A 25,572-nucleotide genomic window follows, 5' to 3' on the forward strand; every position below is an offset into this window, starting at 1 on the left:
GGAACACGCCGGCACCAGACCGGCGCGGCCGCGACTGACACGGTCTGGAGACAATCGTGACGACAACCATTACCGCGCGCGATGAAATCGCGCAGGCGAAATTCGGCGGGTTTCATTTCAAGTTCGCCGTGCTGCTCACTGCCATCATGTTTTTCGATGGCTACGATCTGTTCAATGCCGCGTACGTCATTCCACTGGTGCGCAAGACGTGGCACCCGTCGCCCGGCATGATCGGCTTCATGCTCTCAAGCGGCATCATCGGCCTGTCGATCGGCTCGGTGCTTCAAGGCCTGCTGTCCGACCGGTTCGGACGCCGCCGTGTCATGCTGCTGGCACTGTGGATGCTGACCATCTCGAGCGGCCTTCTCGCCACCGTCGTGCACGGGCCGCTGGGGTTTGCGATCTTCCGCCTCATCATGGGCACGGCGCTGGGCATGGTGACGCCGCTGGCGCTGACCTGCATCAACGAGTGGGCACCCGCGAAGAACGCGAACACGTTTGCGACGTGGGTGTTCCAACTGGGCTTCTCCGCAGGCGGGATCTTCGCAGGCATCGCGGGGCTCTCGATGACGGCGCACTTCGGTTGGGAGTCGCTGTACTACATCGGTGCCGCATCGCTGTTGGTGGTGATTGCCGCGACACTGTGGTTGCCTGAATCGATTCAGTACCTGATGCTGCGCGGACGGGAATCGGAAGTGCGCGTACTGCTCGCCAAGCTGCGTCCTGAGCGTGAGGCGGTGTATCGCACGGCGACGTTTGCGCCGATGCACAAGCCCCAGACGATCGGCTCGATCGCGGCACTGCTCTCGCCGATGTATCGCCGCAACACGATTGTTCACTGGATCGTTGGGTTCCTCAGTCTGTTCTGCATCCACGGTCTGACGGGCTGGCTGCCGACGCTGGTCGTCGCGAGCGGCGGCGGTGTGTCATCGGCGTTCGCCTACGGCACGCTGGTGATGCTGGCGTCGGTGTTTGGTGGAATCGGCATGGGTTGGCTGGCGGACAGGCTGCGCAGCCGCATCAAGGCGATGATCATTGGCTACACGTTGGCATCGATCTCCATGATCTCGGTCGGCATTGCGCTGGGCAATCTGTGGGCACCGCCGTTCGTCGCAGCGCTGGGCTTCTTCATCTTCGGTGCGCAGGCCGTGCTCAACAACTACCAGGTGATGTGCTATCGCACGGAAGTGCGTGGCACGGGGATGGGGGTGGCCGTGGGGCTGAATCGCGTGGGCGGCATCATGGGACCGATGATCATCGGTATCGTCGCCACGTTCAACCCGTCGCCGAGCTACACGTTCGGTATCTTCGCCGTGGCACTGGCGCTCGCCGCCGCGATCATCTCGCTGGGACGCCAGGAGATCGCATCGGTCGGGCTGGTGCCGGCACCGGAAGCGCGCAGCAATGAGGTCAGTGGCGCGGCCAGCGTGCCGGCCGGACAACGTTGAGGGGCATGACTACCGGATGACTACCGATCGCCATCCCGCATGGCGTCGGTAGGCTTGCCGGAGGCGATCGGCCCCGAACCGATCGCCACCCCCAGCGCGATCAGCCCGGGCAGCATGACTGCCCATCCCGCGCCAATCAGGGCGAGAGCTCGCCAGATATCGATGAACTGGACGGCCCCCAAAGCCGCGCCCGCGCGAAACGACAGTGGACCGCCCACCGCGCCAAGCATGGCGCACAGAAGCCGGCGACGGTGAAGCGACGCGAAGACCGGATTGATCTGCAACGCGAAGAGGGCCCATAGCCCGGCCATCCAATACGGCGCGAATCCGGGGACGAGCACGCCATTCGGGTAGGCGATCCAGCCGGTGCGATAAACGCAGGACTCCCATCCGAAACCCAGCACTGTGACGACGACGAGAAACCCGGCTTCTCGAAGCGGTCGCCGGTCCAGGTACAGATGACCCGCCGCCATGGCGGCCACGAGCGCGACGCCTATCCATCCGTCTCCCTGGGCGGCGCTGAGCACGCACGTGAACCACCCCACCTGGCCGAGTACAACGTAGACCAGGCCGAGGCAACGTCCTGGGTGCGGTGGGTTACATCGTCGCGATGCCACGGCCGGTCACGGGCTTTCGCCCAACAGATGTCTGCGAAGCGAAGGCGCCCGCGTGTTCGGGTCGAGCCAGATGCCGAAGAAGGCCCGCGCGAACGCGATGTCGGGAACGTCGGCCGTCAATGCCCCGTTCGTATAGAACCGTGCGCCGCGCCCAGGCAGATAGACGCCACAGAGCTCGTCTCCGCGCGACACGTCGCCGAACGCACGCCGCATGTCGTCGCGCCAGGCGTTGAGCGTCTCGTTCGCGATCGGACGCGGGGCCAATCGTTGAATCTCGTCGAGGCCCGTCGAGACCATGCGCGCCCCGCTCACGCTTCGTTCGTACTTGAGCACAAGCGCGAAGGGCGCGTCGGCCGAGAGGGGCGTGTGCGGCGACCAAAGCTCAGCCTTGTAGAGACAGAAGCCCAACACGCAAAATTCGCCCGCGCCAATGCGATGGGCCGTTGTCAATGCATCGCGGCATCCCGACCACGCCGCCGCTGTTGTCAGCGCGCCGGCCAGACACACGATCACGCTTGCCAGACGACGCGCTTTCATTCGCTTTTCCCCGGGGTGGCAAATCCCGGCTGACCGAGTTGCTCGGGCACCTGGGGGACGCGCCGGAAGCGCGTGGTGTCGTAGCCCATGGCATCGAAACGCGACAGCAGTGCGCGGTAAGTCGCGTCATCCATCGTCGGCTCGCGGGAAAAGATCCAGCCCAATGACTTGTCGGGATAAGCGAGCAATGTGTACTGATACGCCGGATCGACGTACACGGTGAGCTGCGAGACATAGATGGGCCAGAACAGGCGAACACGCCACTCCCCGCCACCGCTGCCAGGCACCACAGTATCGAGGAACTGGTAATGACGCTCGGGTTGGTCGAACCCGTCCTTGCGGCCATAGAAGTGATCGTCGATCTTGCCGTCGTCGCGCAACTTCCACTCGGCGCGGCTGCCGACGAAGTCGCGTTCGGCGAAGTAGGGGATGTTGGCGATCACATACCACTTGCCCATGTATCGCGGCAGGTCGACCGGCACCGTGTGAAGCGGAACGTCTGCTCGAGGGTTGGGGTTGGGCGGCGCGCCCGTACAACCCGCCAGCAGCACGCTCGCACCGGCGAACACGCCAACCGCAACGTGGCGCCATCGAGAAAGCCACGCGGCATACAGCGCGAGATTCAGTCCGACGAATGCAATGGCGGCGGCAGGCATGATGCAAGCTCCGTAGCGGGTTCAAGACGCGTGTCACGGGTATACGGACGTCGCGATCCCTCGGATGCAGCGGAAACAAAAAAATCCGCCGATTTCCGCTCGGACGTGCATCCGGGCGATCGCCATCCCCGTACTGACGAAGGCAAGCCCGGGGGGCATCGGCCCACCCCGGCCTCTATTCGACAGGAAGGAAACATGACGAATGTCTCGCTCGGCGGCGCGTTGGCCGTGGCGCTCATCAGCGTCGCACTGTGTGCGTGCAGTCCCGTCACACTCGTGAATGCGCTAACGCCGCGGACCACGTATCGTGAAGTCACAAACCTCGCTTATGGCACGTTCGAGCGGCAGCGACTCGACGTCTATGTGCCAACACACCCCGACGCGGGTGCGAGCGGCATGCCGGTGGTCGTGTTCTTCTACGGAGGGAGTTGGCAGAACGGCCAACGAGAGGATTACCGATTTGTCGGCGAGGCGCTCGCCTCGCGCGGCTTCCTGGTAGTCGTGCCTGATTATCGGACCTATCCGGAGGTGACTTTCCCGGGCTTCATGGACGACGCCGCGATCGCGGTGCGCTGGGCGAGCGACCGTGCACAAGCGTTTGGCGGCGACCCCGAACGCCTGTTTCTCATGGGCCATTCGGCGGGCGCGCAAATGGTGGCGCTACTCGCGACCGATGCCCGCTACCTGCATGCCAATGGCATGCGCGAGTGCGATATCGCGGGCGTCATCGGCCTGGCCGGTCCCTACGATTTCCTGCCGCTCAAGAGCGATGTGCTTCGCCGGATATTTCCCGAGCCGGTGCGACTCGCCAGCCAGCCGATTCATTTCGTGACGGGCAGGGAACCGCCGATGTGGTTGGCCGTGGGCGACGCGGACACGGTCGTCGATCCGGGCAACACAACGCGGTTTGCTCGCCGGTTGCAACGGATGAACGATGAGGTGGAAGTGCGTCACTATGATCTTGGGCACGCGATGCTTCTGGGAACCCTTAGCGCACCGCTTCGAGGCTATGCACCCGTGCTGGACGACATTGCCGCCTTCGTGAATTCCGCTCCCGAACGTGCATCCGTTCACCCGGCTTGCTCGTAAGTAGAAGGGCTTCCGTTTTGCGAAGCGCCATCAATGGGGTGAGAAAATGAAGACTCGTTACTCGACCGGATTTCTGCCGGTGCTTGTGGCAACCTGCTGTGTGTTCGGATCGTCGCTCAGCGCATGCGCGGCGTCGATGGACAGCGGTGAGAAGACGGTCATGGTCGGCGGGGCGGCGATGTACCCCTCGAAGAACATCATCGAAAACGCGGTGAACTCAAAGGACCATACCACGCTCGTCGCCGCCGTGAAGGCCGGCGGATTGGTCGACACACTCTCCGGCCCCGGGCCATTCACGGTCTTCGCGCCGACCAACGAAGCGTTCGCGGCACTGCCGGCGGGGACTGTCGATACCCTGCTCAAGCCCGAGAACAAGGCAACCCTCGACAAGGTGCTCACGTATCACGTGGTGCCGGGCCGGCTCTCCGCGCAGGATCTGATGAAGGCTGTCAAGGACGGGGGCGGCAAGGCCATGTTGAAAACGGTCGAAGGCAATTCGCTGACCGTCACGCAGAAGGGCGGGCATCTGATGGTGACGGATGACAAAGGCGGGGTGGCTAAAATCGCCATCAGCAACGTCATGCAATCGAATGGGGTGATTCATGTCGTGGACAAAGTACTGATGCCGTAACATTTCCCCGATCGTTCGCCAGGGCGCAACGCTCTGGCGAACGATCGGGCGTGCGCCGCGTGCCGGCAACACACCACGATCCGACGCGTGCCTTCGCGTCGCCCACACGCGCTTCAGCGCCACCGCGATTGCCTGACTGCTGCGCTCAGCGGCCGACCGCGTCCAGCGGCACTTCCAGTCCGACCTTGACGTTGCTCATCGACACGAGCGTCTTGAAGCGTTTGACGTTGTTGCTCTCGAAGAACAGCGCGCGCGTGAGTTCGGTGTATTGCGCCATGTTCTGTACGACCATGATCACCACGAAGTCGCATTCGCCCGCCACGTAATAACATTGCTGCACCTGCGGGCACGCGAGAAAGCTGCGTCGCATCGCATCGAGCAGATCGAGCCGCTCGTTCTCGACTTCGACCTCGGTAATGATCGTCAACGCATAACCGACGCTCGCCGGATCCACCAGCGAGACGGTCTTGCTTGTCACACCTTCGTCGGCCAGCTTTCTGAGCCGCCGATTCACCGCGGCAGATGACAGATTGATTTGCGCGCCAAGCGCATGCTGAGGCGTCGTCGCGTCTTGCTGGATCGCGGCGAGCAGGGCGACGTCGTAACTGTCCAGGCTCATGTGGCGAAATAAAAATTCGATTTTTCGGTTTAAAACGGGTTAATCGTACGCCCGCCACGGAATATTATTCAGGCAGGCCGATGATACTCCGCTAGCGGTGACGCGAATAACCCGTCGCTGAAAGGGCTTGCGCGAGCGGCTGTCCCATCGACCTCTCCGCCGAAACGACCGAATTTCCCTATGTCCGATACGAACGCCCCCACCGTCCTTCGCCTGGACGGCGCTGTCCTGTTGCAACAGTTGCGTGAACTCGGTGAGATCGGCGCCGATCCCGTTGCGGGCGGCCGCACTCGCGTCGCGCTCACCGACGCCGAGAAAGCCGGGCGAGATCAGGTCGTCGCGTGGATGCGCGAACTCGATCTCGACGTGCGGATCGATCGCATCGGCAATATCTTCGGCACGCTGGCGTCGGCCGCTAACGATGCGTCGGGCGAGATTCCGCGCCCGCTCATGATGGGGTCGCACATCGACACCGTCGTCAACGCGGGTGCGCTCGACGGTTGCTATGGCGTGCTTGGTGGCCTGGCCGTCGTGAGGGCATTTCGCGAAGCGGGCGTGGTGCCGTCGCGGCCGATCACGGTCGCGGCATTCACCAACGAGGAAGGCGCGCGGTTTCATCCGGACATGATGGGCTCGCTGGTTCACGCGGGTGGTTTGCCGCTGGCCGAGGCGCTCGATGCCATCGGCACCGATGGCGCGCGTCTGGGCGATGAACTCGTGCGTATCGGATACGCTGGCGAGATGATGCCGGGCACCCTCGTGCCCCACGAGTATCTCGAACTGCACATCGAACAAGGTCCGATTCTCGAAGCGCAAGGGCTGCAGATCGGCGTCGTCGAGAATCTACAGGGCATTTCGTGGCAGCAGATCACCGTGCAGGGCAACGCCAATCACGCGGGCACCACGCCGACGCGTCTGCGCCACGATGCCGGCTATGCCGCCGCCGCCGCAGTCGCCGAGCTGCGGCGCATCGCCGTCGACTCCGGCACGACGCTCGCGACCGTTGGCACGCTGCGGGTCGAGCCGGGCGTCATCAACGTGATTCCCCGCAAGGCGGTATTCACGGTCGATATGCGCGACCCGAACGAACAACGTCTGGCAGCGAGCGAAGCGCATTTTTCGGCATTCCTGACGAAGCTCGCACAAGACGAGGGCGTGCGCATTTCGGCTGAGCGCCTGGCGCGCTTCTCTCCGGTCGTTTTCGATGCCGAGTTGGCCGACGTCATTGAAGCGAGCGCCAGTCGGTTAGGGCTGTCGTCCATGCGCATGACGTCGGGCGCGGGCCACGACGCACAGATGATCGCGCGCATCGCCCCGGCGGCGATGATCTTCGTGCCGAGCCGGGGCGGCATCAGCCACAACCCGCGCGAGCACACCGACGACGAGCAACTGGTGAACGGCGCGAAAGTGCTGCTCGATGTCGTTGCAAGGCGCCTCAGCGTACGTCGATAGAGCCGTTCGGACATCCCGACATCCCGAAATATCGCAATACCGCAATACCGGAGCCCCCCATGCTGTACGTCAACCCCCACGCCGCTCGCGCGCCATACCCGGCGCACCTTCAGGACATCATGAGCATCGCTCGCGCGCAAGAGAGCCGCGCGTGGCTCGCCCATTGGGATGGGCTGACGCGCGGGAGCACACCGCTGCGCGCGCTGCCCGATCTGGCCGCATCGCTGGGCGTTCGCAGCGTGCTCGTGAAAGACGAAGCGCTGCGCTCGGCGCTGGGCAGTTTCAAGGCCCTGGGCGCGCCGATAGCGCTCGTCCGCCTTCTGTTGCGCGAGTGCGAGACACTCGGCTTCACTGCGCGGACGCTTCTGCGAGGTGAGCATCGCGACGCGCTCGCCACGGTCACGGTCGTCAGCGCGACGGACGGCAACCACGGCCGCGCGCTCGCCGCGGCGGCGCAGAGCATGGGTTGCTGCTGCGTCATCGTGCTGCACGCGCAGGTGAGCGAGGAGCGCGAACAGGCGATCGCCGCGTACGGTGCCGAGATCGTGCGCGTCGAGGGCAATTACGATGCGTCGGTGGACGCGGCGGCGGCGCTTGCCGCGCGTCACGGCTGGCATGTCGTTTCGGACACGTCTTACGAGGGTTACGAGGCCATTCCACGCGACGTCATGCAGGGGTACGGGACGGTGGCGGCCGAAGTCGATGAAGCGCTCTGCGGCGTAGACGCTCCCACGGACGCCGCATGCCCGCTCACGCACGTCTTCCTGCAAGGGGGCGTGGGTGGACTGGCGGCGGGTATCGTGAGCTATCTTTGGGAGCGCTGGGGCGTGTGGCGTCCAACATTCGTTCTCGTGGAGCCGATGCAGGCCGATTGCCTCTACCAGAGCGCCATTGCGGGTAAGGCCGCCTCGGCGTCGGGGTCGGTCGATTCCGTAATGGCCGGGCTGGCGTGCGGCGAGACGTCGCCGCTGGCGTGGCGGTTCCTGCAACCGTCGGTCGACGCGTTCATGACCGTCACCGATGCCGAGGCGTTGGAGGCGATGCGGCGTCTGGCACGCGGCAGCGACAACGACGTGCCGTTTGTCGCAGGAGAGTCGGGGGTGGCGGGTCTGGCGGGCTTGATGCAGGCGGCCGCAACGCCTGCGCTGGCATCGGCCATCGGTCTGAACGCGGATTCCCACGTCCTGCTGATCAACACGGAAGGGGCAACCGCGCCGCTCGTATATGCGCAACTCGTGGGCGAGCCGGACGCGTCGGTGACGCAACGCCAGCACGCTTGGCTGGCCCGCTGACGTTGCCTCGGATCAACAGCATTCACAGGAGTCGGCCATGACGCAGGACCTCTATTTTGCCAAGGCGTTGACCGGGTGGCGGCACGCCTTCCACCGTCAACCGGAAACCGGGTTCGAGGAAGTCGGCACGTCGCAGACGGTCGCGACGATTCTGGAAAGCCTTGGGCTGGACGTGCATCGCGGCATCGGCGGTACGGGGATTGTCGCGAACCTGCGGGTGGGCGACGGGCGCGGCGCGATCGGCATTCGGGCCGACATGGATGCGTTACAGATCGCCGAGCAGGCGCCGGGGCGCGACTATGCGTCGCAAGTACCGGGCAAGATGCACGCCTGCGGGCACGACGGTCATATGTCGATGGTGCTCGGCGCGGCGAAGCTGCTGGCGGCGTCGCGCGATTTCAACGGCACGGTGCGCTTCATCTTCCAGCCCGCCGAGGAGCATGGCCGCGGCGCGAAGGCGATGATTGCGGACGGGTTGCTGGAACGCTTCCCGATCGATGCGATTTACGGCGTGCACAACATGCCGGGCATCGCGGCAGGTCGCTTCGCCACGCGCATCGGCGGCATCATGGCGAGCGAAGACAACTTCGTCATCCGCATTCGCGGCAAGGGAACCCACGCGGCGCGCCCGCACATGGGCATCGATCCGCTCGTGATCGGCGCGCAGATCGTTGTGGCGCTTCAGACCGTGGTGTCGCGCAGTGTCGATCCGGGGCTGTCGGCGGTGGTGTCTTGCACGGAATTCATGACGGATGGCATTCGCAACGCCATTCCGACGAACGTCGTCATCAAGGGCGACACGCGAAGCTATTCGCCGGACGTGCAGTCACTGATCGAGACACGCATGCGTGAGATCTGCCTGGGCGTTTGTGCGATGCACGGCGCGCATGGCGAGTTCGAGTACACGCACGAGTTCGCGCCGACGATGAACTGGGCGGACAATACGGCGCTCGCCGTTCGCGCGGCGCAGGCGGTGGTGGGCGAAGCGCGCGTCGACGCGGACGTTGCGCCGATGATGGCTTCGGAGGACTTCGGGGTGTTCCTTCAGCACGTGCCGGGCAACTTCGCGTTCATCGGCAACGGCAGCGGTAACGCGCCAGGCGCCATCCCGCTGCACAACGCTTGTTACGACTTCAACGACGCGATTCTGCCGCTCGGCGCGCGCTACTTCGCCCGGATCGTGCGCGACAGCCTGCCGCGTTGATCATCGCGTGGCGCCGGTCGCGTGCATTGCACGGGCAAGTCGTGCCACGCCTTGCTCGATCGCCGATACGGCCGGCGCCGCGAACGACAACCGCAGCGAAGCCTCGTCGGCCTGTTCTGCGAAGAACGCCGTGCCTGGCACGAACAACACCTTCTCGGCGATCGCGTGCGGCAGCAGATCGCTCGTCTTCACTGCGGCGAGACGCGCCCACACGAACATGCCGCCCTGCGGGGCATGGAACGCGATGGCGTCGCCCAGCGTCTCGCGCAACGCGTCGCACAGCGCGTCGCATTTGCGACGATAAGCTTCCGTGATTTTCGGCAGATGGCGTGCCAACGCGCCGTCGGCGAGATACTCCGCCGCCACCGCTTGCGTCCACGGCACGCTGCACAGATCGACCGTCTGTTTCGCGACGACGCATCGGCGCGCAATCTCCGGCGGCGCGACCGTCCAACCCACGCGCAACCCCGGGGCGACGATCTTCGACAGGCTCGAGAAGTGCACGACCCAGTCGCGCGATCCCGGTACTTCCGCCGTCAGGCCGAGCAAGGTCGGCACCGCGTCGCCCGCGAATCGCAAGTCGCCATACGGATCGTCCTCGACGATGATGAACCGGTACTCGACCGCCAACTGCAGCAGCGCGATACGACGCTCGCGCGAGAGCGTTGCGCCGGTCGGATTGGCGAACGTCGGCACGGTGTACAGCAGCTTCGGCACGGCAATCTTGCCCTCGCGCAGCAGCACGCCCAGATGGGCGACGTCAAGACCGTGTGCGTCGACAGGCACCGTCACGATCGTCGCTTGCTGCAGTCGCAATGCCTGCAACGTCGCCGGATACGCGGGCTGTTCGGTCACCACGACATCGCCCGGCGCGATCATCACGCGCAGCAACAGGTCCAGACCTTGTTGCGAGCCGGTCGTCACCAGCAGCTCATCGGCGGCGCAAGGCGCGCCACGCGAGGCCATTAGCGCGACAAGCTGCGCCTTGAGTTCGGCCAGGCCGTCGGTCGGGCCGTATTGCAGGCAGCGCGTCGGCTGCGCGAAGGCGCGGGCCTGCGCCGCGGCGAGACCGTCGACGTCGAACAGGTCGCTTGCGGGATAGCCGCCCGCGAACGAAATCATGCCCGGCTCGGACAAGTATTTGAACAGTTCGCGAATCGGCGAGCCGGCCGGGTTGGCGAACACGGAAGTGAAGGCGTACATGGGGGCCTCGCTAAACAAAGCGTGACGGAATTCGGCTATCGGGGAGGGGCGTCGGACGCGCCTGCCGAGGGGGCAAGGCACGTCCGGCATTGGCCAGATGCGTAACCCGTTGCATGACGTCGCGCATGGGCATGGGCGACGTCGGGGCGGGTTATCGCGACTTCACTCGATCGAGAAGTCGATGCCTTGCGCGAGCGGCAGGGCGGACGAGTAGTTGACGGTGTTGGTGGCACGGCGCATATAGCCCTTCCACGCGTCCGAGCCCGACTCGCGTCCGCCGCCCGTTTCCTTCTCACCGCCGAAGGCGCCGCCGATCTCCGCGCCGCTCGGGCCGATGTTGACGTTGGCGATGCCGCAGTCGCTACCCGCCGACGACGTGAAGCGCTCGGCTTCGCGCAGATCGGTCGTGAACACGCACGACGACAGGCCGTGCGAGGCGGCGTTGTTGGCGTCGATGGCTTGTGAGAAATCGCTGTACTTGAGCACGTACAGGATCGGTGCGAACGTTTCGGTGAGCACGATCTCCGTCTGCGACGGCATCTCGACGATGGCCGGCTTCACATAGAACGCGTTCTCCGCGCCCGCGACCGCGTAACGCTCGCCACCCGTGACCTTGCCGCCTTGCGCGCGTGCCTTGTCCAGGGCGTCCTGCATGCGATGGAAGGCACCTTCGTCGATCAGCGGGCCCATGAGCGTGCCGCGCTCCAGCGGGTTGCCGATGGCAACCTTGCCATACAGTGTCTTCAGACGCTCGACGGTCTTGTCGTACACGCTCTCGTGCACGAACAGGCGGCGCAGCGTGGTGCAACGCTGACCGGCCGTACCCACCGCCGAGAACAGGATGCCGCGCGGGGCGAGTTCCATGTCGGCGCTGCCGGTCACGATACCCGCGTTGTTGCCACCGAGTTCCAGGATCGAGCGGCCAAAGCGGCGCGCGACTTCCACGCCGACCTTGCGGCCCATTTCCGTGCTGCCCGTCGCGCTCACGATGGCCGAGCGCGGATCGGCGACGAGTGCTTCGCCCACGTCGCGACCGCCGACGATGAGCGCGGTCAGGCCTTCCGGCGCATCGCCGAATTCGGCGATGACCTCGTTCATCAAGTGGTTGACGGCCAGTGCGGTCAGCGGCGTCTTCTCAGACGGCTTCCACACCACGGCGTTGCCGCACACGAGCGCGAGCGCCGCGTTCCAGGCCCACACCGCGACCGGGAAGTTGAAGGCGGAGATGACCGTGCACACGCCCATCGGATGCCACGTCTCGGCCATGCGGTGGCCCGGACGCTCCGACGCGATGGTCAGGCCGTACAACTGACGCGACAGGCCGACGGCGAAGTCGCAGATGTCGATCATTTCCTGCACTTCGCCCAACCCTTCTTGCAGGATCTTGCCGGCTTCGAGCGTGACGAGCGCACCCAGCGCCTGCTTGCGCTCGCGCAGCTTTTCGCCGAGCAGACGCACCAGTTCACCGCGACGCGGTGCGGGCACGTCGCGCCAGGCGGTGAACGCGGTGTGCGCGCGGGCGAGGGTGGCTTGGGCGTCGGCGACCGAGGCGCTGGCCACGCGGCCGATCAATGCGCCGTCGATGGGTGAATGCACAGCGATGTCGCCCGCTTCGGCCAGTTTGGCAATGCCCAGTTCGTTGAGGATGGAAGTTGCGTTCACGTGGATACCCCTATGGAATTCAGTGTTGGCCGCCGGTGCTGTTCACCGGTGTCGGCGGATTGAGGCGCAGCATCGACGCACGGACCTATTGTGCGCCGGACGCCGAGAACCCTCGATTACTTTGCGTTGGCCGTCATCTTGAAAATACCCTGCGCATTGCCCGCGTCGAAGCGCAGGTCGATCTTCCAGCAACGCTTCTCGGTGTCGTATTCGCGATGCCGCGTAATGAATTCGTAGAACGAACCCGGCACTTCGCGCGTCACGATCTCGCCGTCCTTGTCACGGAATTCGCGACGCACGATGTCGGCGCGATAGGCCGTCTGGAACACGCGGCCCGAGCGCGAGCGTTCGACGTCGGGCTTCATCGGGCGGCCCTTGGCCTTCTCTGCGTCGGACAACGCGAAGACATCGTCGACACGGTCGGTCGCATGATTGAACGCATTGCCTTCGGTCGCGATCCAGGCCATTTCGGCGGACTCCGCCAACAGCAGTTCGTAATCGGCTTCGCTCGGCACATCGTGCTGACGAGCAAACGCGCCAACGATCACCGGCAGCAGCGCTTGTGCGCTTTCGAGCGGCAGCGTGCCGTCGCGCTCCAGTTCCCAAAGCTGGCCGACGGATGCCGGTGTGAGCGGATCCTTCGACGTGCCGACCACACGCGACACGGCTTGCTGGAACGTCTCGGAGAAACGCTCGGGATGCAGCTCGCTCACGAAGAACTGCGAAATCTCTTCGGGGGCGTCTGCGTGCGCATAGGCGCGGCCGGTCATGCCGAGGCGGTCGAGCGGATAGCGACCGTTCAGACGGAAGCCCAGCGGGCGCAAAATGCGCGTGAAGGCCGCTTCGCCCGGCGGCAGCGCGCCGTTCGCGGCCCAGCGCACGGTGCGCAGCGCACCGTGATCGAAGTAGACGCTGCCACCGCCCGCAATCGCTTCTTCAGTGTAGGTGCGGCCGTTCGGCGAACGCGCCAGCAGCCCTTCGAACAGGGCCATGTTCATGGCCTGCGCGAGTTCGGCTCGCGTCACGCATCCCGGCTCGGCATCCGCCAGGATCGATGGCGAATTGAGTGTCGCAAAGAGCGCGTCGGTACGCGCTTGCCCGATCAGGGAAACCAGCAGGGACTGCACATTGGCATTGCGCATCGGATTGTCTCAAAGGGGGACCGCCGTCTCTGGCGGTATCGCAGGGTGTCAGGGCATGGCACGGAACGCCTTACCCCATGCCATCTTGCATTGACAGCATTATTGGAATGGATGCCTCGCTCGTAAAGCGAGATAAAATTGCCACTTGATGCGTTTTTGGAATCAATATGCGCAAATTCAAGACCCCCGGCACAGCGGCGCTGCTGGCATTCGAGGCCGCGGCCCGGCACGAAAGCTTTACGCACGCGGCGCGCGAGCTGTTTCTGACGGAGAGCGCCGTGTCACGTCAGATCGCCACGCTGGAGGCGCAACTGGGGGTGCGTCTGTTCGTTCGCGCCAAGCAGCGCGTGGTGCTCACCCGCGCCGGACGCCTGTACGGCATGCAAGTGCGCCGCACGTTGGAACAACTTGATCGAGACACGCTCTCGATCATGGCGCACGGCAGCGGGGGCGGGTATTTGGAACTGGCGGTGCTGCCGACGTTCGCGTCCGAGTGGTTGATTCCGAGAATGAAGGATTTCGACGAGCGCCACCCCGAGGTTCGGGTGAACATGGGGGTGCACACCGACCTGTTCACGTTCGACGAGACGCACTTCGAAGCGGCCATCCATTTCGGGCAGCCAACCTGGCCGGGCACGTCGTCGGATTATCTGTTCGGTGAGGAGGTGGTGCCGGTATGCCGGCCGTCATTGCTCAAGGGGCCGGTTCGCACGGCCGCCGATCTGCTCGCGTATCCGCTACTGCACTCGACGACGCGCCCCAGTGCCTGGACCCAATGGTTTGCGGAGCAACGCATCGAGGACCATCGGGCGCTCCAGGGAGTGCGCTATGAGCTGCACACGATGCTCATCGCGGGCGCGGCCGCCGGGCTCGGCGTCGCGCTGGTGCCGAAATTCTTCGTCGAGGGACAATTGGCCAACTTCGGCCTGACAGTTCCGGTCGACGTGAAAAGCGTGGCCGAGTCGGCCTACTACCTCGTCTATCCGACCGAACTCACGCACGGGCAGCCACTCAGCGTGTTCCGCGAGTGGCTGTTGACACAGGCCAGTGCCTACCGCCCGGACGCGCCCGTCTGACGCGGCTCAGCGTCCGGTGTAACGGCCCGGCCGGTGCCAGGCGACCACCATGGCGCTCATGGCGAGCGCCGACAGTGCCGACCAGGCAACGCGTCCCGCGGGGATCGTGGTGAGCGAGGTGAGCAGAATCGTCGTGTCGATGCACGCCTGGGTAATGCCCGCGTTGATGCCGCGCTCGCGTTGCAGCCACAGCGTGACGATGCCTGTGCCGCCCACGCCCGCCCCGTGACGCGCAAGCGCCAGAATCCCCATGCCGCACAGCGTGCCGCCGACGAATGCGGCGAACAACGGATTGACGAAGGCGACGTTGAACGTCTGCGGCATGGCCGCGAGGGCAAACGTGATGCCGACGCTCGCGACGGTGGACTTGAGCGCAAAGCGCGGGCCCATCGTGACGTACGCGAAAAGGAAGAACGGAATGTTCACCAGCGTGAAGATGGTGCCCACCGGTAGGGGAAAGACGTAAGAGGCGAGCAGTGCAATGCCGGCCACGCCGCCGGTGACCAACCCGGCTGCCTTGAGCAGCACCAACCCGACCACCACGAATGCCATGCCGATGACGATCGCATAGATGTCTTCGAGCACGGAGTGCGGAACGCCGATTGTGTCGGCTGCCGCGAGGGCGCTGCGGGGGCTGCCCGCCATGGCGCCTGGATTCTGTTCCATGATCTGCAAGTCAAATACAACAAGACGGCGCGCCCGACTCTCCTGGTGTCGTGGCGCGCCGCCGATGATTTCCCGCATCGCTGTCTCGGGCGATGCGCAACTTCACAACTTGTTATATGGACAACGTCCGTCGATCAGGCGACGTGATGTACCCAGCCGAACGGATCAGCCACCTTGCCGCGCTGAATGCCCGTGAGCTGATCGCGAATGCGCTTGGTGACCGGGCCTTCGCCGCCGTCGCCAATATTGAACTCGCCCTTGGCGTGACGCACCTGACCGATGGCGGTGACGACCGCTGCCGTGCCGCACGCGAACGTTTCCTTCACACGGCCGCTGGCCGCGTCGGCTTGCCACTGGGCAAACTCGTACGGCGTTTCGTTGACCGTCATGCCGTCGCGCTTGGCCATTTCGATGATCGACGCGCGCGTGATGCCCGGCAGGATCGTGCCGGCGAGCGGCGGGGTCTGGAGCGAGCCGTCGTCCATCACGAAGAAGACGTTCATGCCGCCCAGCTCTTCGATCCAGCGATGTTGCGCGGCGTCGAGGAACACGACCTGATCGCAGCCCTTGCCGCTGGCTTCGGTCTGCGCGATCAGGCTCGCGGCGTAGTTGCCGCCGCACTTGGCGGCGCCCGTGCCGCCCGGGGCGGCGCGCGTGTATTGATCGGACACCCACACGGTCACGGCCGACTTGCCGGGCTTGAAGTAGGGGCCGACCGGGCAGGCGATCACGCAGAAGATGTACTCATGCGCGGCACGCACGCCGAGGAAGCTTTCCGAGGCGAACATGAACGGGCGGATGTAGAGGCTGCTGCCTTCCGCGCCCGGAATCCATGCGCGATCGATGTCGACCAGCTTTTCCACCGCTTCGAGGAACACGGCTTCCGGCAGTTCGGCCATCGACATGCGCTGGGCCGATTCACGGAAACGCTTGGCATTGGCTTGCGGGCGGAACAGCGAGATCTTGCCGTCTTCGCTGCGATAGGCCTTCATCCCTTCGAAAATTTCCTGCGCGTAGTGCAGCACGGCGCAGGCCGGATCGATCTCGAACGGACGGCGGGCCTCTACCTTCGCGTCATGCCAGCCCGTGCCCTCGGTCCAGCGAATCGTGACCATGTGATCCGTGAATACGCGGCCAAACACCGGGTTCGCCAGCTTGGCGGCGATCTGGTCGGCAGGGGTGGGGTTGGCGTGCGGCTCCACGACAAAACGCAATTGATTATCGGCGCTCATGTTTCTTGAATGTCTCGGCAGAGGGGGCTTCAGTCGTCAGTGCCGTTAACGTAAACGGCAAGGTCGCCATATTTTCCTCCTTTCGCCCCCTGCCTGTCGACTGAATTCACCACCCGCGCCGTCACAACATCATTCAGCGGGCGATGGCGCCGATAAAAATCGGAATTTGGCAGATTTTTAGAAGAAAAGTGCGAAATTTGCCGACATTTCCCGTGGATGGCGTTTGGCGCGGCTCCCTTTCCCGGACGTTTACAGCAGACCGGCCTCGGCGAGTTGGGCGCGGCGCGGGTCGCCCTGGCGCGAGAGCATCCAGCCGGGATACTCGCTCGGCAGTGCGCTAGCCCCATCGATAGCCGACAGTTCGCGCGCGCTCAGGGTGACGCGCGTTGCCGCGATGTTGTCGTCGAGCTGATCGGCCCGCTTGGCGCCGATGATGACCGTCGAGACGACCGGCTGGGCGAGCAGCCAGGCAAGCGCGATCTGCGCGACCGACACGCCTTTCTCGGCGGCGATGCCGCGCATGACGTCGATGGCGTCGTAGGCGCGCTCCACGTTGACCGGCGGAAAATCGAAGCTTTGGCGGCGGCTGCCCGCTTCGACCTGACCGTCGCGGGTGTACTTGCCCGAGAGCAGGCCACCGGCGAGCGGGCTCCACACCATCAGGCCTACGTTCTCGCTGCGCAGCATCGGCACGATTTCGCGTTCCAGATCGCGTCCGGCGACCGTGTAGTACGCCTGCAGCGAAGCGAAGCTCGCGAGGTTCAGCCGCGCCGAAATACCCAGCGCCTTGGTGATTTGCCAGGCTGCCCAGTTCGAGACACCGATGTAGCGCACGTGCCCTTGACGCACCAGCGTGTCGAGCGCGCCGAGTGTCTCTTCGATGGGCGTGACCGGATCGAAGCCGTGCACCTGATACAGGTCGATGTGATCGAGTTGCAGGCGTTGGAGGCTGGCCTTGATGCCGTCCATGATGTGGTAGCGGGACAGGCCGCGCGAATTGGACCCCTGCGCGCCGGTAGCACCGAAGACCTTGGTAGCGACCACGACGTTATCGCGCGGTACCTTGAGGTTGCGCAGGGCCTGGCCGGTGAGGATTTCCGACTGCCCTTCCGAATAGACATCGGCGGTGTCGATGAAGTTGATGCCGGCATCGAGCGCGCGACCCACGAGTGTGTCGACATCATGTTGCTGCAAATGGCCGATCTTGCTCCACAGTTCGCCCTGTCCGCCGAAGGTCATCGTGCCGAGGCACAGTTCCGAGACGAAGAGGCCGGTATTGCCGAGTTTTCTTTGTCGCATTGCATCACTCCGTTGAAATGGCTGCCCGTCGCAGGGGACCGTCAGGGGGAGGGGCGACGGTTTGCACGGGATGGGAGAATTATGCGTCGCTCGGCATCGGGCGAGCAGTACCTGTTCCTGCACATTTCCTGCCTGATCGTGTGAATCCCCGGTCGGAGGATCGGGCAAGCGAATGTGACGAGGGTATGCTGTGCAGCATTGCGGCCGTGACGTGGGGATCGGCCGCCTCTGGAGTGAGGGCATGGTCATGCATTTGGTCAAGACTGAGCCGCGCGAGGCCTCGCTGCGCGGGTTCGAGGGGGATCCGTCGCGCGCCGCGCGTACCGAACTGGTGCATCTGCTGGAGCGTGCGGCGCACGGCTTGGAGGGCACGACGCCGACGGCGGTGGAGGGCCTGTTCGTCCATCGGATCCTTCATCCGGGCGGCCCGAAGCCGGCGCTTCAACAACCGGCGTTCGCCGTCATCGCCCAGGGCGAGAAGCGCTTGCGGATCGGCGACGAGGATTACGCGTATGACCCGATGCACTACCTGGTGTCGTCGGTGCATTTGCCGGTGGTGGCGCAGGTGTCGGGGGCGAGCGAGCAATCGCCGTATCTGGGCATGCGCCTTGACCTGGTGGCCGAGGATGTGACGTCGCTCATCGGCGACGAGCATTTGCCGCCGCCGGCGCCTTCAGAGAGTGGGCGTGGCATGTACGTCAATCGGCTGGACGCGGCGTTGCTCGACGCGGTGTTGCGATTGTTGCGCTTGCTGGACACGCCGCGCGACATTCCGATCCTGGCGCCGATGATCAAGCGAGAGATCGTCTATCGATTGCTGATGAACGGTCAGGGGGTGTTGCTGCGGCAGATGGCGTTGCAGGACAGCCAGATGAATCGCATTGCGCGCGCCGTGCGATGGTTGCGCGAGCATTACGCAAAACCGCTGCGGGTGGAGGCGTTGGCGCAGGAGGTGCACATGAGCGTGTCTTCGCTGCACCACCACTTCAAGCTGGTGACGGCCATGAGTCCGGTGCAGTACCAGAAGCAGTTGCGCTTGCAGGAGGCGCGGCGCTTGATCTTCGCGGCGGACATCACCGTGGCGGCGGCAGCGCAGACGGTGGGATATGAAAGCGCGTCGCAGTTCAGCCGTGAATATGCGCGCGTGTTTGGCGAAGCGCCGCTGCGCGACAAACGCCGTTGGTTGCAGGAGGGAGAGGCCGGGGCGCCGAGAAATTAATGTGGCGACGTTGTTCCCGCAGTGTCGGGCCACATTTGCGCGTTATGCAGAATGCGAAGCACGCGCACACGTGTGGGTAGCGGACGATACGCCGCGATGTATGGGGTGCGCGTGATGACGAGTTCGCGCGTGCCGCGCAATCGCCCGAGGCGACCTGCGGCGGGATACCGCAACAACGTGGTGAGTTGTTGATGAACGCGTGTATCTATCCAGATGGCGGCGTTTGGACTGAATCGCTCGACGTATTCGAAGATATCGCTGCGATCTTGAATCGCGTGTTGGGACCACTCTAATTTCACGGCTTACCTTTTGGGGAGCTGCGTTTGCGTGCGGCGGCACGGCGTGCTACGAAATGGGATTCGACGTCTTCATCCGGAATGGCTGGACGTGTGTCTTCCAGCGCTTCCAGCACCTTTCGCTTGAACCATGCATCGTGAGCGTCAGGATCCGCGACGAAACCAAAAGGTAGCGCACCTTCGTTGGCAATGCGCGTGAGTAAAATCCGAACTACATCGGAGACGGTCAACCCCATCCTGTCGAGGACGTCGGTGGCGCGTTCCTTCAGTTCGGGATCGATGCGGGCTTGCACAAGTGCGCTAGTGGCCATGGTCGGACTCGTTGGCGATTGCAATGTCATTCATTGTATTTCAAATGAATGACAAATGCACCGTGCCACGGCACACTTCCGTCCGATGCCCAGGGGCGTATCGTCAAGCGGGCCGCCGGTTAACGGCGCTGCGCATACCGGCTAAGCGCCCGTCAAATCGGACGAATCCTCCGCGCACAAGAGGATTGATTCCATAGTGAACCCCTCCCGGCTCGCGCCACACTCCGAACCGGCGGGTTGTAAAATCGAGGACGTTGCCGACTTGCCTACAGGAGGCTTGCCATGCTGTCGATCCACACCGGTTTCGTCGTTTGTCCCACCTGTAAAGCCCGCTTTCCCGTCGCGGCGAGCGAGCCGACCGTCCAGGCGATGTATGACTATCTCCATTCGGATGCCGAAGTGAAGTGTCCGACGTGCGAGACCGCCTTCACCACGGGCAGCGCCAACAGCAGCATCGAGTTCGAGCCGGTCAACGACGGCGTCACGCTCTCGCCGTCGCCCGTGCGAAGCATCGACGGGCTCGACAATCACTGACGCCATTCGCCACTCACAGCGGCGTCAACACCGGCTCCCCCGCCTGGAAGCGACGCGTATTTTCGAGGAACAGGGCGAGCGTGGCGGCTTCCGCTTCGGGCGAGCGGCCAGCGACGTGCGGACTGAGCACCACATTCTGCAAATCGATCAGTGCCGCAGGCGGTGACGGCTCGCCTTCGTAGACGTCCAACCCGGCACCGGCGATGGTGCCATCGCGCAATGCGTCCGCCAGGGCGGCTGTGTCGACGACGCTGCCACGCCCCAGATTGACGAGAAAGCCATGCTTGCCCAGCGCGCGCAGCACCTCGGCATTCACTAGGTGGTGCGACTGCGCGCCGCCCGGAGCGGTCACGACGAGGTAGTCCGCCCATTCGGCCAATGCCAGCACGCTGTCGAAATATTGATAGTGCGCGGGCGCATCGTCGCGACGGTTCCGATTCCGGTAGCCGATCTGCATATCGAAGCCCTCACCGCGTTTGGCGAACTGGCGTCCGACCGCCCCCAGCCCCACGATTCCCAACTTCTTGCCCGACACGCCGGGCTGCATCGGCAGCGCGTCGCGCCACACGCCCTTGCGACAGGCGGCGTCGTATGCCGGAATACGACGTACGGCAGCAAGCAGCAGGGCGAAGCCCTGATCCGCTACCGTCGGCGCATTCGCACCGGCGCCGTTCACGGCCACGATATTGCGCGAACGCATGGCGGCGACGTCCAGATTCTCGTAGCCGGCGCCCAGCGCGCTGACCAACACCACGTTCGGCAGATGCGACAGCTCGGCGGCGCTCAGACCACGCGCGCCGTGGGTCAGCACGAAGCGCGCCCGCTCGCCGTCGGGCCCCCAGCCTTGCGGCGCGGGGTGATAGCTCGGGTGGTAAGCCACATCGAAATGGGTTTGCAGTGCGGACAACTGCTCGGGTTGCATCGGGATCAGGACCAGCAATGAGGGCAACGACACCTTCAATCTCCACAGGGGAATGGGGGCTCGCGGCGCAGCGTCGCAATGACGCGGGTGCCGAATGGACACCTCGAATTCGCCGCCAGTCGACACTGTATGCCTATCCGCCACGATTTGCGCGATGCAGCACGCCGCGCGACTTCTTTGCTGTCGGGACTCCCCGGCCGGAAACGCACGCGGGCGCCATCGCCCAATGCGAATGGCGCCCGCTCAAGCCCGAGACCCGCGGCAGTGTGCGTTACGTATGCCTTGTTGCGTGGGCCGAAACGCTTAGGCCGTGGCTTGCACCGCGCGCGCGGCCTGATGGTGACGCAGGCGACCCAGCGTGAGCATCGTCAGACCGGCGAGCACGGCCGGCACGCCGATGGCGGCGAAGAGGGCCGGCATCGACCATCCCATGGCGAGCATCGACGCGCCGCCGACCGAGCCAACCACCGACCCCAGTCGCCCGACGCCGTTGGCCCAGCTCACGCCCGTGGCGCGGCAGTCGGTGGGGTAAAACCCGGCGGACAGCGCATTCGCGCCGACCTGACCGCCCGACACGCAGAACCCGGCCCAGAACACGGCCACCGAGGCGAGCACGGGCGAGCTGGCGACAGGGCCGACAGCGGCGACACATACGCCCGCAAGCACGTAGGCCGCGGCAAGCACGTAGTGCGGGTTGACGCGGTCCATCAACCAGCCGAGCACGATCGCACCGAGCGTGCCGCCCACCTGGAACATCGAGGTGACGATGGCGGCGTTGCGCAGCGTCAGGCCGTTGGTGCGAAGCAGCGTGGGCAACCAGCTCGAGAGCAGATAGATCACGAGCAGGCTCATGAAGAACGTGACCCAGAAAAGCAGCGTGCCGCGCAGCAACTCGGGTTTGAACAGATGCTTCACCGGCGATGTGGTCGACGGCTTCGTCGCGACATTGAATGTCGCGCCACGCAGGTCTTCGTGCGGCGCAATGCGCTGCAACGATGCCGCGATGCGCTCCGGCGACTTGCCCGCCATCACGAGATAGCGCACCGACTCGGGCAGCGCGCGCATCAGGACCACACCGAGCACGAGCGGCATGACGCCGCCCACGATCAGCACGGAGCGCCAACCGAAGGCGTCGATCAACCCGGCCGATGCGAGACCGCCCAGCGCCGAGCCGAGCGTGAAGCCGCAGAACATGGTCGTCACGAGGAACGAGCGGCGCGACTCAGGGCAGTACTCCGACGTCAGCGTGATCGCGTTTGGCATGGCGCCGCCGAGGCCGAGGCCCGTCAGAAAGCGCAACGCGATCAGTTGCCACAATTCCATCGACCCAGCGGACGCGAGACTCGCCAAACCGAAGAACACCACGGAGAAGATGAGAATGGTCTTGCGGCCATATTTGTCGGCGAGCGGCCCGAACAGGAATGCGCCGGCCATCAGGCCCGCGAGCCCGGCGCCGAAAAGGGGCGCGAGCAACGCCGGAGTGAGCGACCATTCGGCGCGAATGGCAGGGGCGATGAAGCCGATGGCGGCCGTGTCGAAACCGTCGATGGCGACGATCAGGAAGCACAGCACGACGATCATCACCTGGAACGGCGAAATGCGATGGCGGTCGATGAACGCCGTCACGTTGATGGGGGTGGCTGGCATGGGTTGTCTCCTCAGGGTTGCCAGAAGCGGCGCGGCAAGTCGGCCGTCGTCGCCAAAACGTGTTGCAGTGATTGTTGTTATTAGTGCTGCCGAGCCCTCGCCTCGCGAGACGCGAGGCGAGGGGGTGCAGCGCGACCGTGTTGGTCCGTCGCGCGGCGGGATGCCCGGATGCCGGGCGGTGAATCCAGGGGTGGAGGTGTGGTTAGGGCTCAGGCCTCAGCCAGCCATGGGGTTTGCGACAGGCAATGCTCGGCGCGCCAGCCGTGCAGCCATTGCAGAGCGTCGTAGAACTGCGTTTGCGTGCGGCCCGTCCATAGCGAGTTGCGCACCCAGCGATCCACCCCCTTGGCGTGGTAGACCCGGCCCATGTCGCGCGCGCCGTAGAGCACGCGGGCGGTGCGGGGAATGCGGGCGTGCTCGTAGCGGCGGAAGGCGTCGACGAAATCGCCGTTCGCGGCCGCATACGCGGCACCGAGCGTGACGGCGTCTTCGAGCGCCTGGCAGGCGCCTTGCGCGATGTACTGCGTCATCGGGTGGGCGGCGTCGCCCAGGATCGTGGCGCGGCCGAAGCTCCACTGCGCGACCGGATCGCGGTCGGCGGTGGCCCAGCGTCGCCACGAGGTCGGACGGTCGAGCATCTGGTGCGGCAGCGCATCGATGCCTTCGAAGTACGACAGCACTTCTTCCTTGCTGCCGTCGCGTACGCCCCAGACTTCCTGCTCGCGGCTGTGGAACGTGACCACGAGGTTGTATTGCGTGCCGCCGCGCAACGGGTAATGCACGAGGTGGCAGTTTGGTCCTGCCCAGACGACCGGCGCGTTGACCTGCAAGTCCTTCGGCATGTGCTCGACGTCGACGACCGCGCGATACACCACGTGACCGGTTACGCGCGGTTCGTCGCCGATCAGCACGGCGCGCACGGCGGACTTCACGCCGTCGCAGCCGATCACGGCGTCGGCCGTATGGCGCTCGCCGTGCTGGTCGACGACGGTGACGTGCTTGTCGTCTTGCGCCAGCGAGACGACACGCGTCGCGGTGCGGAACTGAATCAGGGGATTGCGCTGTACCGCTTCGAGAATCGACAGATGGATGTCGGCGCGGTGGATCACGGCGTACGGATTGCCGAAGCGCTCGCGATACGGCGCGCCAACGTCGACTTGCGCGATGATGCTGCGGTCGATGGCGTCGCGCAGGGTGATGTGGTCGGTGAAGACCGAACGGCCGCGCGCCGCTTCGCCAACGCCGAGGGCGTCGAGTGCCGCGAACGCATTGGCGGCGAGCTGAATGCCAGCGCCGATCTCGCCGATGGTCTCGGCCTGCTCCAGCAGTTCGATTTGCACGCCCTGATTGGCGAGCGCGAGTGCAGCCGCCAGGCCGCCGATGCCACCGCCAACGACCAGCGCTTTGGGTTGAGAGGTTTGATTCATGGTTGTCTCCTGCGGCCTGTCCAGCCGTTCTGGATGGAAATCAGGCCGTGTAATCCGGCTGACGATCGGGCGCTGCCGCGAGGAAGGCCGGATGTGTCTGCGCCTGCGCATAGACCGCTATCGCTCGCGGATACGCCGACAAATCGCAACCCATGCGCCGGGCGTTGGCGATTTGCGGAATCAGGCAGACGTCGGCGAGCGTCGGTGCATCGCCAAAGCACCACGCACCGTGTCCATACTTGACGAGCAATCGCTCCGCGCCAGCCATGCCCTCGTCGACCCAGTGGCGGTACCACGCATTCTTCTGCTCGACGCTCAGGCCCAGCGGGCCTTGCAGATACTTCAGAATGCGCAGGTTATTCACCGGGTGCATGTCGCAACTGACGAGCATCGCCAATTCGAGCACGCGGGCGCGTGCCTCGATGTCCTGCGGCACCAGACGCGGCTCGGGATACTTCGCGTCGAGATAGTCGAGGATGGCGAGCGACTGGCCCAGCGCGATCTCGCCGTCGATCAGGGCGGGCACGCTGGCCGACGGATTGACCTCGTCGACATACGCGCCGGCGCGATGCTCGCCGGCGCGGATATTCACCGGAATAGTGTCGAATTCCAGCCCCTTGAGCGCGAGCGCAATGCGCACGCGATACGACGTCGAGCTGTTGAAGAAGCTATAGAGCTGCATGACGATGCCTCACACCACGCGCACGGTGATCTCGCCGAGCCCTTCTACGGCGGTGACCATCGTCTGCCCGGCCTTGACCGGGCCCACGCCTTCGGGCGTGCCGGTGTAGATCAGATCGCCCGGCTCCAGACGGAAGAACTGCGACAGGTACGAGACCGTTTCCGCCACCGACCAGATCAGATGCGTGATGTCGCTCTTCTGCTTTTGCACGCCGTCGACCGTCAGCGAAATCGCGGCCTTCTCGATATGGCCGACGCTCGACACCGGATGAATCGGGCCGATCGGGGCCGAGGCATCGAACGCCTTGCCGATTTCCCACGGACGCCCCATTTCGCGCATCTTCATTTGCAGATCGCGGCGCGTCATGTCGAGACCCACGGCGTAACCCCAGACATGGTCGAGCGCCTGCTCGAGCGGAATATCCGAACCCGCCTTGCCAATCACGGCGACCAGCTCGGCTTCGTAGTGGTAGTTGGTTGTCTGCGCGGGATACGTCAGCGTGAGCGTCTCGCCATAGGCCACCGGCAGCACCGCATCGGCCGGCTTGCAGAAGAAGAACGGCGGTTCGCGGTCTGGATCGAAGCCCATTTCGCGGGCGTGCGCGGCGTAGTTGCGGCCAACGCAGTACACGCGGCGCACGGCGAACTGGTCGGCGCTGCCGACAACGGGAATGGCAACGGTAGCGGGCGGAGCGAAGACGAAGGACATA

General features: G+C 64.8%; 26 protein-coding genes. 9 read left to right on the forward strand and 17 right to left on the reverse strand.

From position 1 onward, the window contains the following. The first annotated feature begins 56 nt into the window (after positions 1-56). Positions 57-1,448, forward strand: coding sequence for an MFS transporter (locus PCE31107_RS03385; protein WP_150606503.1), 1,392 nt, complete (start codon positions 57-59; stop codon positions 1,446-1,448). A 20-nt stretch (positions 1,449-1,468) separates the two neighbouring features. Here the strand turns inward: PCE31107_RS03385 and PCE31107_RS03390 are convergent, their stop codons facing one another. From PCE31107_RS03390 to PCE31107_RS03400, 3 genes are read right to left on the reverse strand one after another with little or no spacing between them, the layout of a single operon-like run. Continuing rightward, a complete protein-coding gene (locus tag PCE31107_RS03390) occupies positions 1,469-2,065 on the reverse strand; it encodes a DUF2878 domain-containing protein (RefSeq protein WP_150606504.1) in 597 nt (198 codons plus the stop codon). A 6-nt stretch (positions 2,066-2,071) separates the two neighbouring features. Continuing rightward, positions 2,072-2,602, reverse strand: a complete 531-nt coding sequence (locus PCE31107_RS03395) for a chalcone isomerase family protein (RefSeq protein WP_150606506.1) — start codon at positions 2,600-2,602, stop codon at positions 2,072-2,074. Further along, positions 2,599-3,258 (reverse strand): lipocalin family protein, encoded by a 660-nt coding sequence (locus PCE31107_RS03400; protein WP_150606508.1) that lies wholly within the window; start codon positions 3,256-3,258, stop codon positions 2,599-2,601. Before PCE31107_RS03400 ends, PCE31107_RS03395 begins: the two co-directional genes overlap by 4 nt. Positions 3,259-3,453: 195 nt before the next feature. Here PCE31107_RS03400 and PCE31107_RS03405 point away from each other — a divergent pair, with 195 nt between their 5' ends. Beyond that, positions 3,454-4,347 (forward strand): alpha/beta hydrolase, encoded by an 894-nt coding sequence (locus PCE31107_RS03405; protein WP_150606510.1) that lies wholly within the window; start codon positions 3,454-3,456, stop codon positions 4,345-4,347. Positions 4,348-4,393: 46 nt separating this feature from the next. Further along, the gene (locus PCE31107_RS03410; protein ID WP_130024809.1) at positions 4,394-4,978 is read left to right on the forward strand and encodes a fasciclin domain-containing protein; all 585 of its coding nucleotides are present in this window, start codon (positions 4,394-4,396) and stop codon (positions 4,976-4,978) included. Positions 4,979-5,123: 145 nt separating this feature from the next. Here the strand turns inward: PCE31107_RS03410 and PCE31107_RS03415 are convergent, their stop codons facing one another. Beyond that, positions 5,124-5,597 carry an Lrp/AsnC family transcriptional regulator gene (locus PCE31107_RS03415; RefSeq protein ID WP_150606512.1) on the reverse strand — a complete coding sequence of 158 codons (474 nt, stop codon included), beginning with the start codon at positions 5,595-5,597 and terminating at the stop codon, positions 5,124-5,126. Between the two features lie 180 nt (positions 5,598-5,777). On the opposite strand from PCE31107_RS03415, the gene PCE31107_RS03420 reads away from it, so the two are divergent. From PCE31107_RS03420 to PCE31107_RS03430, 3 genes are read left to right on the forward strand one after another with little or no spacing between them, the layout of a single operon-like run. Beyond that, positions 5,778-7,049 (forward strand): Zn-dependent hydrolase, encoded by a 1,272-nt coding sequence (locus tag PCE31107_RS03420; RefSeq protein ID WP_150606514.1) that lies wholly within the window; start codon positions 5,778-5,780, stop codon positions 7,047-7,049. Positions 7,050-7,108: 59 nt separating this feature from the next. Further along, on the forward strand, positions 7,109-8,341 hold the full coding sequence (locus PCE31107_RS03425; protein ID WP_150606516.1) for a diaminopropionate ammonia-lyase: 1,233 nt from the start codon (positions 7,109-7,111) through the stop codon (positions 8,339-8,341). 37 nt (positions 8,342-8,378) lie between these two features. Further along, the gene (locus tag PCE31107_RS03430; RefSeq protein ID WP_150606518.1) at positions 8,379-9,545 is read left to right on the forward strand and encodes a M20 aminoacylase family protein; all 1,167 of its coding nucleotides are present in this window, start codon (positions 8,379-8,381) and stop codon (positions 9,543-9,545) included. On the opposite strand, the gene PCE31107_RS03435 is transcribed toward PCE31107_RS03430, so the two are convergent. From PCE31107_RS03435 to PCE31107_RS03445, 3 genes are all read right to left on the reverse strand, one after another. Then, positions 9,546-10,748, reverse strand: a complete 1,203-nt coding sequence (locus tag PCE31107_RS03435) for an aminotransferase-like domain-containing protein (protein WP_150606520.1) — start codon at positions 10,746-10,748, stop codon at positions 9,546-9,548. Between the two features lie 162 nt (positions 10,749-10,910). Next, positions 10,911-12,410: an L-piperidine-6-carboxylate dehydrogenase gene (gene amaB, locus PCE31107_RS03440; RefSeq protein ID WP_130024815.1), complete on the reverse strand. Its 1,500-nt coding sequence runs from the start codon at positions 12,408-12,410 to the stop codon at positions 10,911-10,913. Positions 12,411-12,526: 116 nt separating this feature from the next. After that, complete coding sequence (locus PCE31107_RS03445) at positions 12,527-13,552, reverse strand: DUF1338 domain-containing protein (RefSeq protein ID WP_150606522.1); 1,026 nt, start codon at positions 13,550-13,552, stop codon at positions 12,527-12,529. A 167-nt stretch (positions 13,553-13,719) separates the two neighbouring features. On the opposite strand from PCE31107_RS03445, the gene PCE31107_RS03450 reads away from it, so the two are divergent. Continuing rightward, positions 13,720-14,628 carry a LysR substrate-binding domain-containing protein gene (locus tag PCE31107_RS03450; protein WP_150606524.1) on the forward strand — a complete coding sequence of 303 codons (909 nt, stop codon included), beginning with the start codon at positions 13,720-13,722 and terminating at the stop codon, positions 14,626-14,628. Between the two features lie 6 nt (positions 14,629-14,634). On the opposite strand, the gene PCE31107_RS03455 is transcribed toward PCE31107_RS03450, so the two are convergent. The 3 genes from PCE31107_RS03455 to PCE31107_RS03465 form a co-directional block, all read right to left on the reverse strand. Continuing rightward, entirely contained in the window at positions 14,635-15,294 is a 660-nt protein-coding gene (locus PCE31107_RS03455) for a YitT family protein (protein ID WP_246181693.1), read from the reverse strand. Positions 15,295-15,428: 134 nt separating this feature from the next. Beyond that, complete coding sequence (locus PCE31107_RS03460) at positions 15,429-16,526, reverse strand: branched-chain amino acid aminotransferase (RefSeq protein ID WP_150606526.1); 1,098 nt, start codon at positions 16,524-16,526, stop codon at positions 15,429-15,431. Positions 16,527-16,775: 249 nt separating this feature from the next. Beyond that, the gene (locus tag PCE31107_RS03465) at positions 16,776-17,825 is read right to left on the reverse strand and encodes an aldo/keto reductase (RefSeq protein WP_130024820.1); all 1,050 of its coding nucleotides are present in this window, start codon (positions 17,823-17,825) and stop codon (positions 16,776-16,778) included. A 247-nt stretch (positions 17,826-18,072) separates the two neighbouring features. Here PCE31107_RS03465 and PCE31107_RS03470 point away from each other — a divergent pair, with 247 nt between their 5' ends. Next, positions 18,073-19,044 (forward strand): AraC family transcriptional regulator, encoded by a 972-nt coding sequence (locus PCE31107_RS03470; protein WP_246181719.1) that lies wholly within the window; start codon positions 18,073-18,075, stop codon positions 19,042-19,044. On the opposite strand, the gene PCE31107_RS03475 is transcribed toward PCE31107_RS03470, so the two are convergent. Beyond that, positions 19,041-19,343 carry a type II toxin-antitoxin system RelE/ParE family toxin gene (locus PCE31107_RS03475; protein ID WP_150606528.1) on the reverse strand — a complete coding sequence of 101 codons (303 nt, stop codon included), beginning with the start codon at positions 19,341-19,343 and terminating at the stop codon, positions 19,041-19,043. The genes PCE31107_RS03470 and PCE31107_RS03475 overlap by 4 nt on opposite strands. Then, complete coding sequence (locus PCE31107_RS03480; protein WP_150606530.1) at positions 19,340-19,651, reverse strand: type II toxin-antitoxin system RelB/DinJ family antitoxin; 312 nt, start codon at positions 19,649-19,651, stop codon at positions 19,340-19,342. The genes PCE31107_RS03475 and PCE31107_RS03480 overlap by 4 nt, the downstream gene beginning before the upstream one ends. Positions 19,652-19,933: 282 nt before the next feature. On the opposite strand from PCE31107_RS03480, the gene PCE31107_RS03485 reads away from it, so the two are divergent. Continuing rightward, the gene (locus PCE31107_RS03485) at positions 19,934-20,185 is read left to right on the forward strand and encodes an MJ0042-type zinc finger domain-containing protein (protein WP_017232582.1); all 252 of its coding nucleotides are present in this window, start codon (positions 19,934-19,936) and stop codon (positions 20,183-20,185) included. Positions 20,186-20,198: 13 nt separating this feature from the next. Here the strand turns inward: PCE31107_RS03485 and PCE31107_RS03490 are convergent, their stop codons facing one another. The 5 genes from PCE31107_RS03490 to PCE31107_RS03510 all read right to left on the reverse strand — a co-directional run bounded on the left by PCE31107_RS03490 (position 20,199) and on the right by PCE31107_RS03510 (position 25,571). After that, positions 20,199-21,107: a 2-hydroxyacid dehydrogenase gene (locus tag PCE31107_RS03490; RefSeq protein ID WP_174966547.1), complete on the reverse strand. Its 909-nt coding sequence runs from the start codon at positions 21,105-21,107 to the stop codon at positions 20,199-20,201. 303 nt (positions 21,108-21,410) lie between these two features. Beyond that, entirely contained in the window at positions 21,411-22,754 is a 1,344-nt protein-coding gene (locus PCE31107_RS03495) for an MFS transporter (protein ID WP_150606535.1), read from the reverse strand. Positions 22,755-22,963: 209 nt separating this feature from the next. Then, positions 22,964-24,181: a 3-hydroxybenzoate 6-monooxygenase gene (locus tag PCE31107_RS03500; RefSeq protein WP_150606537.1), complete on the reverse strand. Its 1,218-nt coding sequence runs from the start codon at positions 24,179-24,181 to the stop codon at positions 22,964-22,966. 40 nt (positions 24,182-24,221) lie between these two features. Further along, positions 24,222-24,863, reverse strand: a complete 642-nt coding sequence (gene maiA / locus PCE31107_RS03505; RefSeq protein ID WP_150606539.1) for a maleylacetoacetate isomerase — start codon at positions 24,861-24,863, stop codon at positions 24,222-24,224. A gap of 9 nt (positions 24,864-24,872) precedes the next feature. After that, complete coding sequence (locus tag PCE31107_RS03510; RefSeq protein WP_150606541.1) at positions 24,873-25,571, reverse strand: fumarylacetoacetate hydrolase family protein; 699 nt, start codon at positions 25,569-25,571, stop codon at positions 24,873-24,875. Between the last annotated feature and the right edge of the window lies 1 nt (position 25,572).

This window comes from Pandoraea cepalis (assembly GCF_902459625.1).
GTDB classification, from domain to species: domain Bacteria; phylum Pseudomonadota; class Gammaproteobacteria; order Burkholderiales; family Burkholderiaceae; genus Pandoraea; species Pandoraea cepalis.

Excerpts from the sequence above, each read along its gene's own strand:
- maiA (WP_150606539.1), bottom strand. The coding sequence starts at position 24,863 with ATGCAGCTCTATAGCTTCTTCAACAGCTCGACGTCGTATCGCGTGCGC.
- PCE31107_RS03500 (WP_150606537.1), bottom strand. The coding sequence starts at position 24,181 with ATGAATCAAACCTCTCAACCCAAAGCGCTGGTCGTTGGCGGTGGCATC.
- PCE31107_RS03450 (WP_150606524.1), top strand. The coding sequence starts at position 13,720 with ATGCGCAAATTCAAGACCCCCGGCACAGCGGCGCTGCTGGCATTCGAG.
- PCE31107_RS03415 (WP_150606512.1), bottom strand. The coding sequence starts at position 5,597 with ATGAGCCTGGACAGTTACGACGTCGCCCTGCTCGCCGCGATCCAGCAA.
- PCE31107_RS03395 (WP_150606506.1), bottom strand. The coding sequence starts at position 2,602 with ATGAAAGCGCGTCGTCTGGCAAGCGTGATCGTGTGTCTGGCCGGCGCG.
- PCE31107_RS03435 (WP_150606520.1), bottom strand. The coding sequence starts at position 10,748 with ATGTACGCCTTCACTTCCGTGTTCGCCAACCCGGCCGGCTCGCCGATT.
- PCE31107_RS03460 (WP_150606526.1), bottom strand. The coding sequence starts at position 16,526 with ATGAGCGCCGATAATCAATTGCGTTTTGTCGTGGAGCCGCACGCCAAC.
- PCE31107_RS03425 (WP_150606516.1), top strand. The coding sequence starts at position 7,109 with ATGCTGTACGTCAACCCCCACGCCGCTCGCGCGCCATACCCGGCGCAC.
- PCE31107_RS03400 (WP_150606508.1), bottom strand. The coding sequence starts at position 3,258 with ATGCCTGCCGCCGCCATTGCATTCGTCGGACTGAATCTCGCGCTGTAT.
- PCE31107_RS03485 (WP_017232582.1), top strand. The coding sequence starts at position 19,934 with ATGCTGTCGATCCACACCGGTTTCGTCGTTTGTCCCACCTGTAAAGCC.
- PCE31107_RS03455 (WP_246181693.1), bottom strand. The coding sequence starts at position 15,294 with ATGGAACAGAATCCAGGCGCCATGGCGGGCAGCCCCCGCAGCGCCCTC.
- PCE31107_RS03420 (WP_150606514.1), top strand. The coding sequence starts at position 5,778 with ATGTCCGATACGAACGCCCCCACCGTCCTTCGCCTGGACGGCGCTGTC.
- PCE31107_RS03465 (WP_130024820.1), bottom strand. The coding sequence starts at position 17,825 with ATGCGACAAAGAAAACTCGGCAATACCGGCCTCTTCGTCTCGGAACTG.
- PCE31107_RS03470 (WP_246181719.1), top strand. The coding sequence starts at position 18,073 with ATGCATTTGGTCAAGACTGAGCCGCGCGAGGCCTCGCTGCGCGGGTTC.
- PCE31107_RS03405 (WP_150606510.1), top strand. The coding sequence starts at position 3,454 with ATGACGAATGTCTCGCTCGGCGGCGCGTTGGCCGTGGCGCTCATCAGC.
- PCE31107_RS03490 (WP_174966547.1), bottom strand. The coding sequence starts at position 21,107 with ATGCAACCCGAGCAGTTGTCCGCACTGCAAACCCATTTCGATGTGGCT.
- PCE31107_RS03495 (WP_150606535.1), bottom strand. The coding sequence starts at position 22,754 with ATGCCAGCCACCCCCATCAACGTGACGGCGTTCATCGACCGCCATCGC.
- PCE31107_RS03430 (WP_150606518.1), top strand. The coding sequence starts at position 8,379 with ATGACGCAGGACCTCTATTTTGCCAAGGCGTTGACCGGGTGGCGGCAC.
- PCE31107_RS03480 (WP_150606530.1), bottom strand. The coding sequence starts at position 19,651 with ATGGCCACTAGCGCACTTGTGCAAGCCCGCATCGATCCCGAACTGAAG.
- PCE31107_RS03410 (WP_130024809.1), top strand. The coding sequence starts at position 4,394 with ATGAAGACTCGTTACTCGACCGGATTTCTGCCGGTGCTTGTGGCAACC.
- PCE31107_RS03445 (WP_150606522.1), bottom strand. The coding sequence starts at position 13,552 with ATGCGCAATGCCAATGTGCAGTCCCTGCTGGTTTCCCTGATCGGGCAA.
- PCE31107_RS03510 (WP_150606541.1), bottom strand. The coding sequence starts at position 25,571 with ATGTCCTTCGTCTTCGCTCCGCCCGCTACCGTTGCCATTCCCGTTGTC.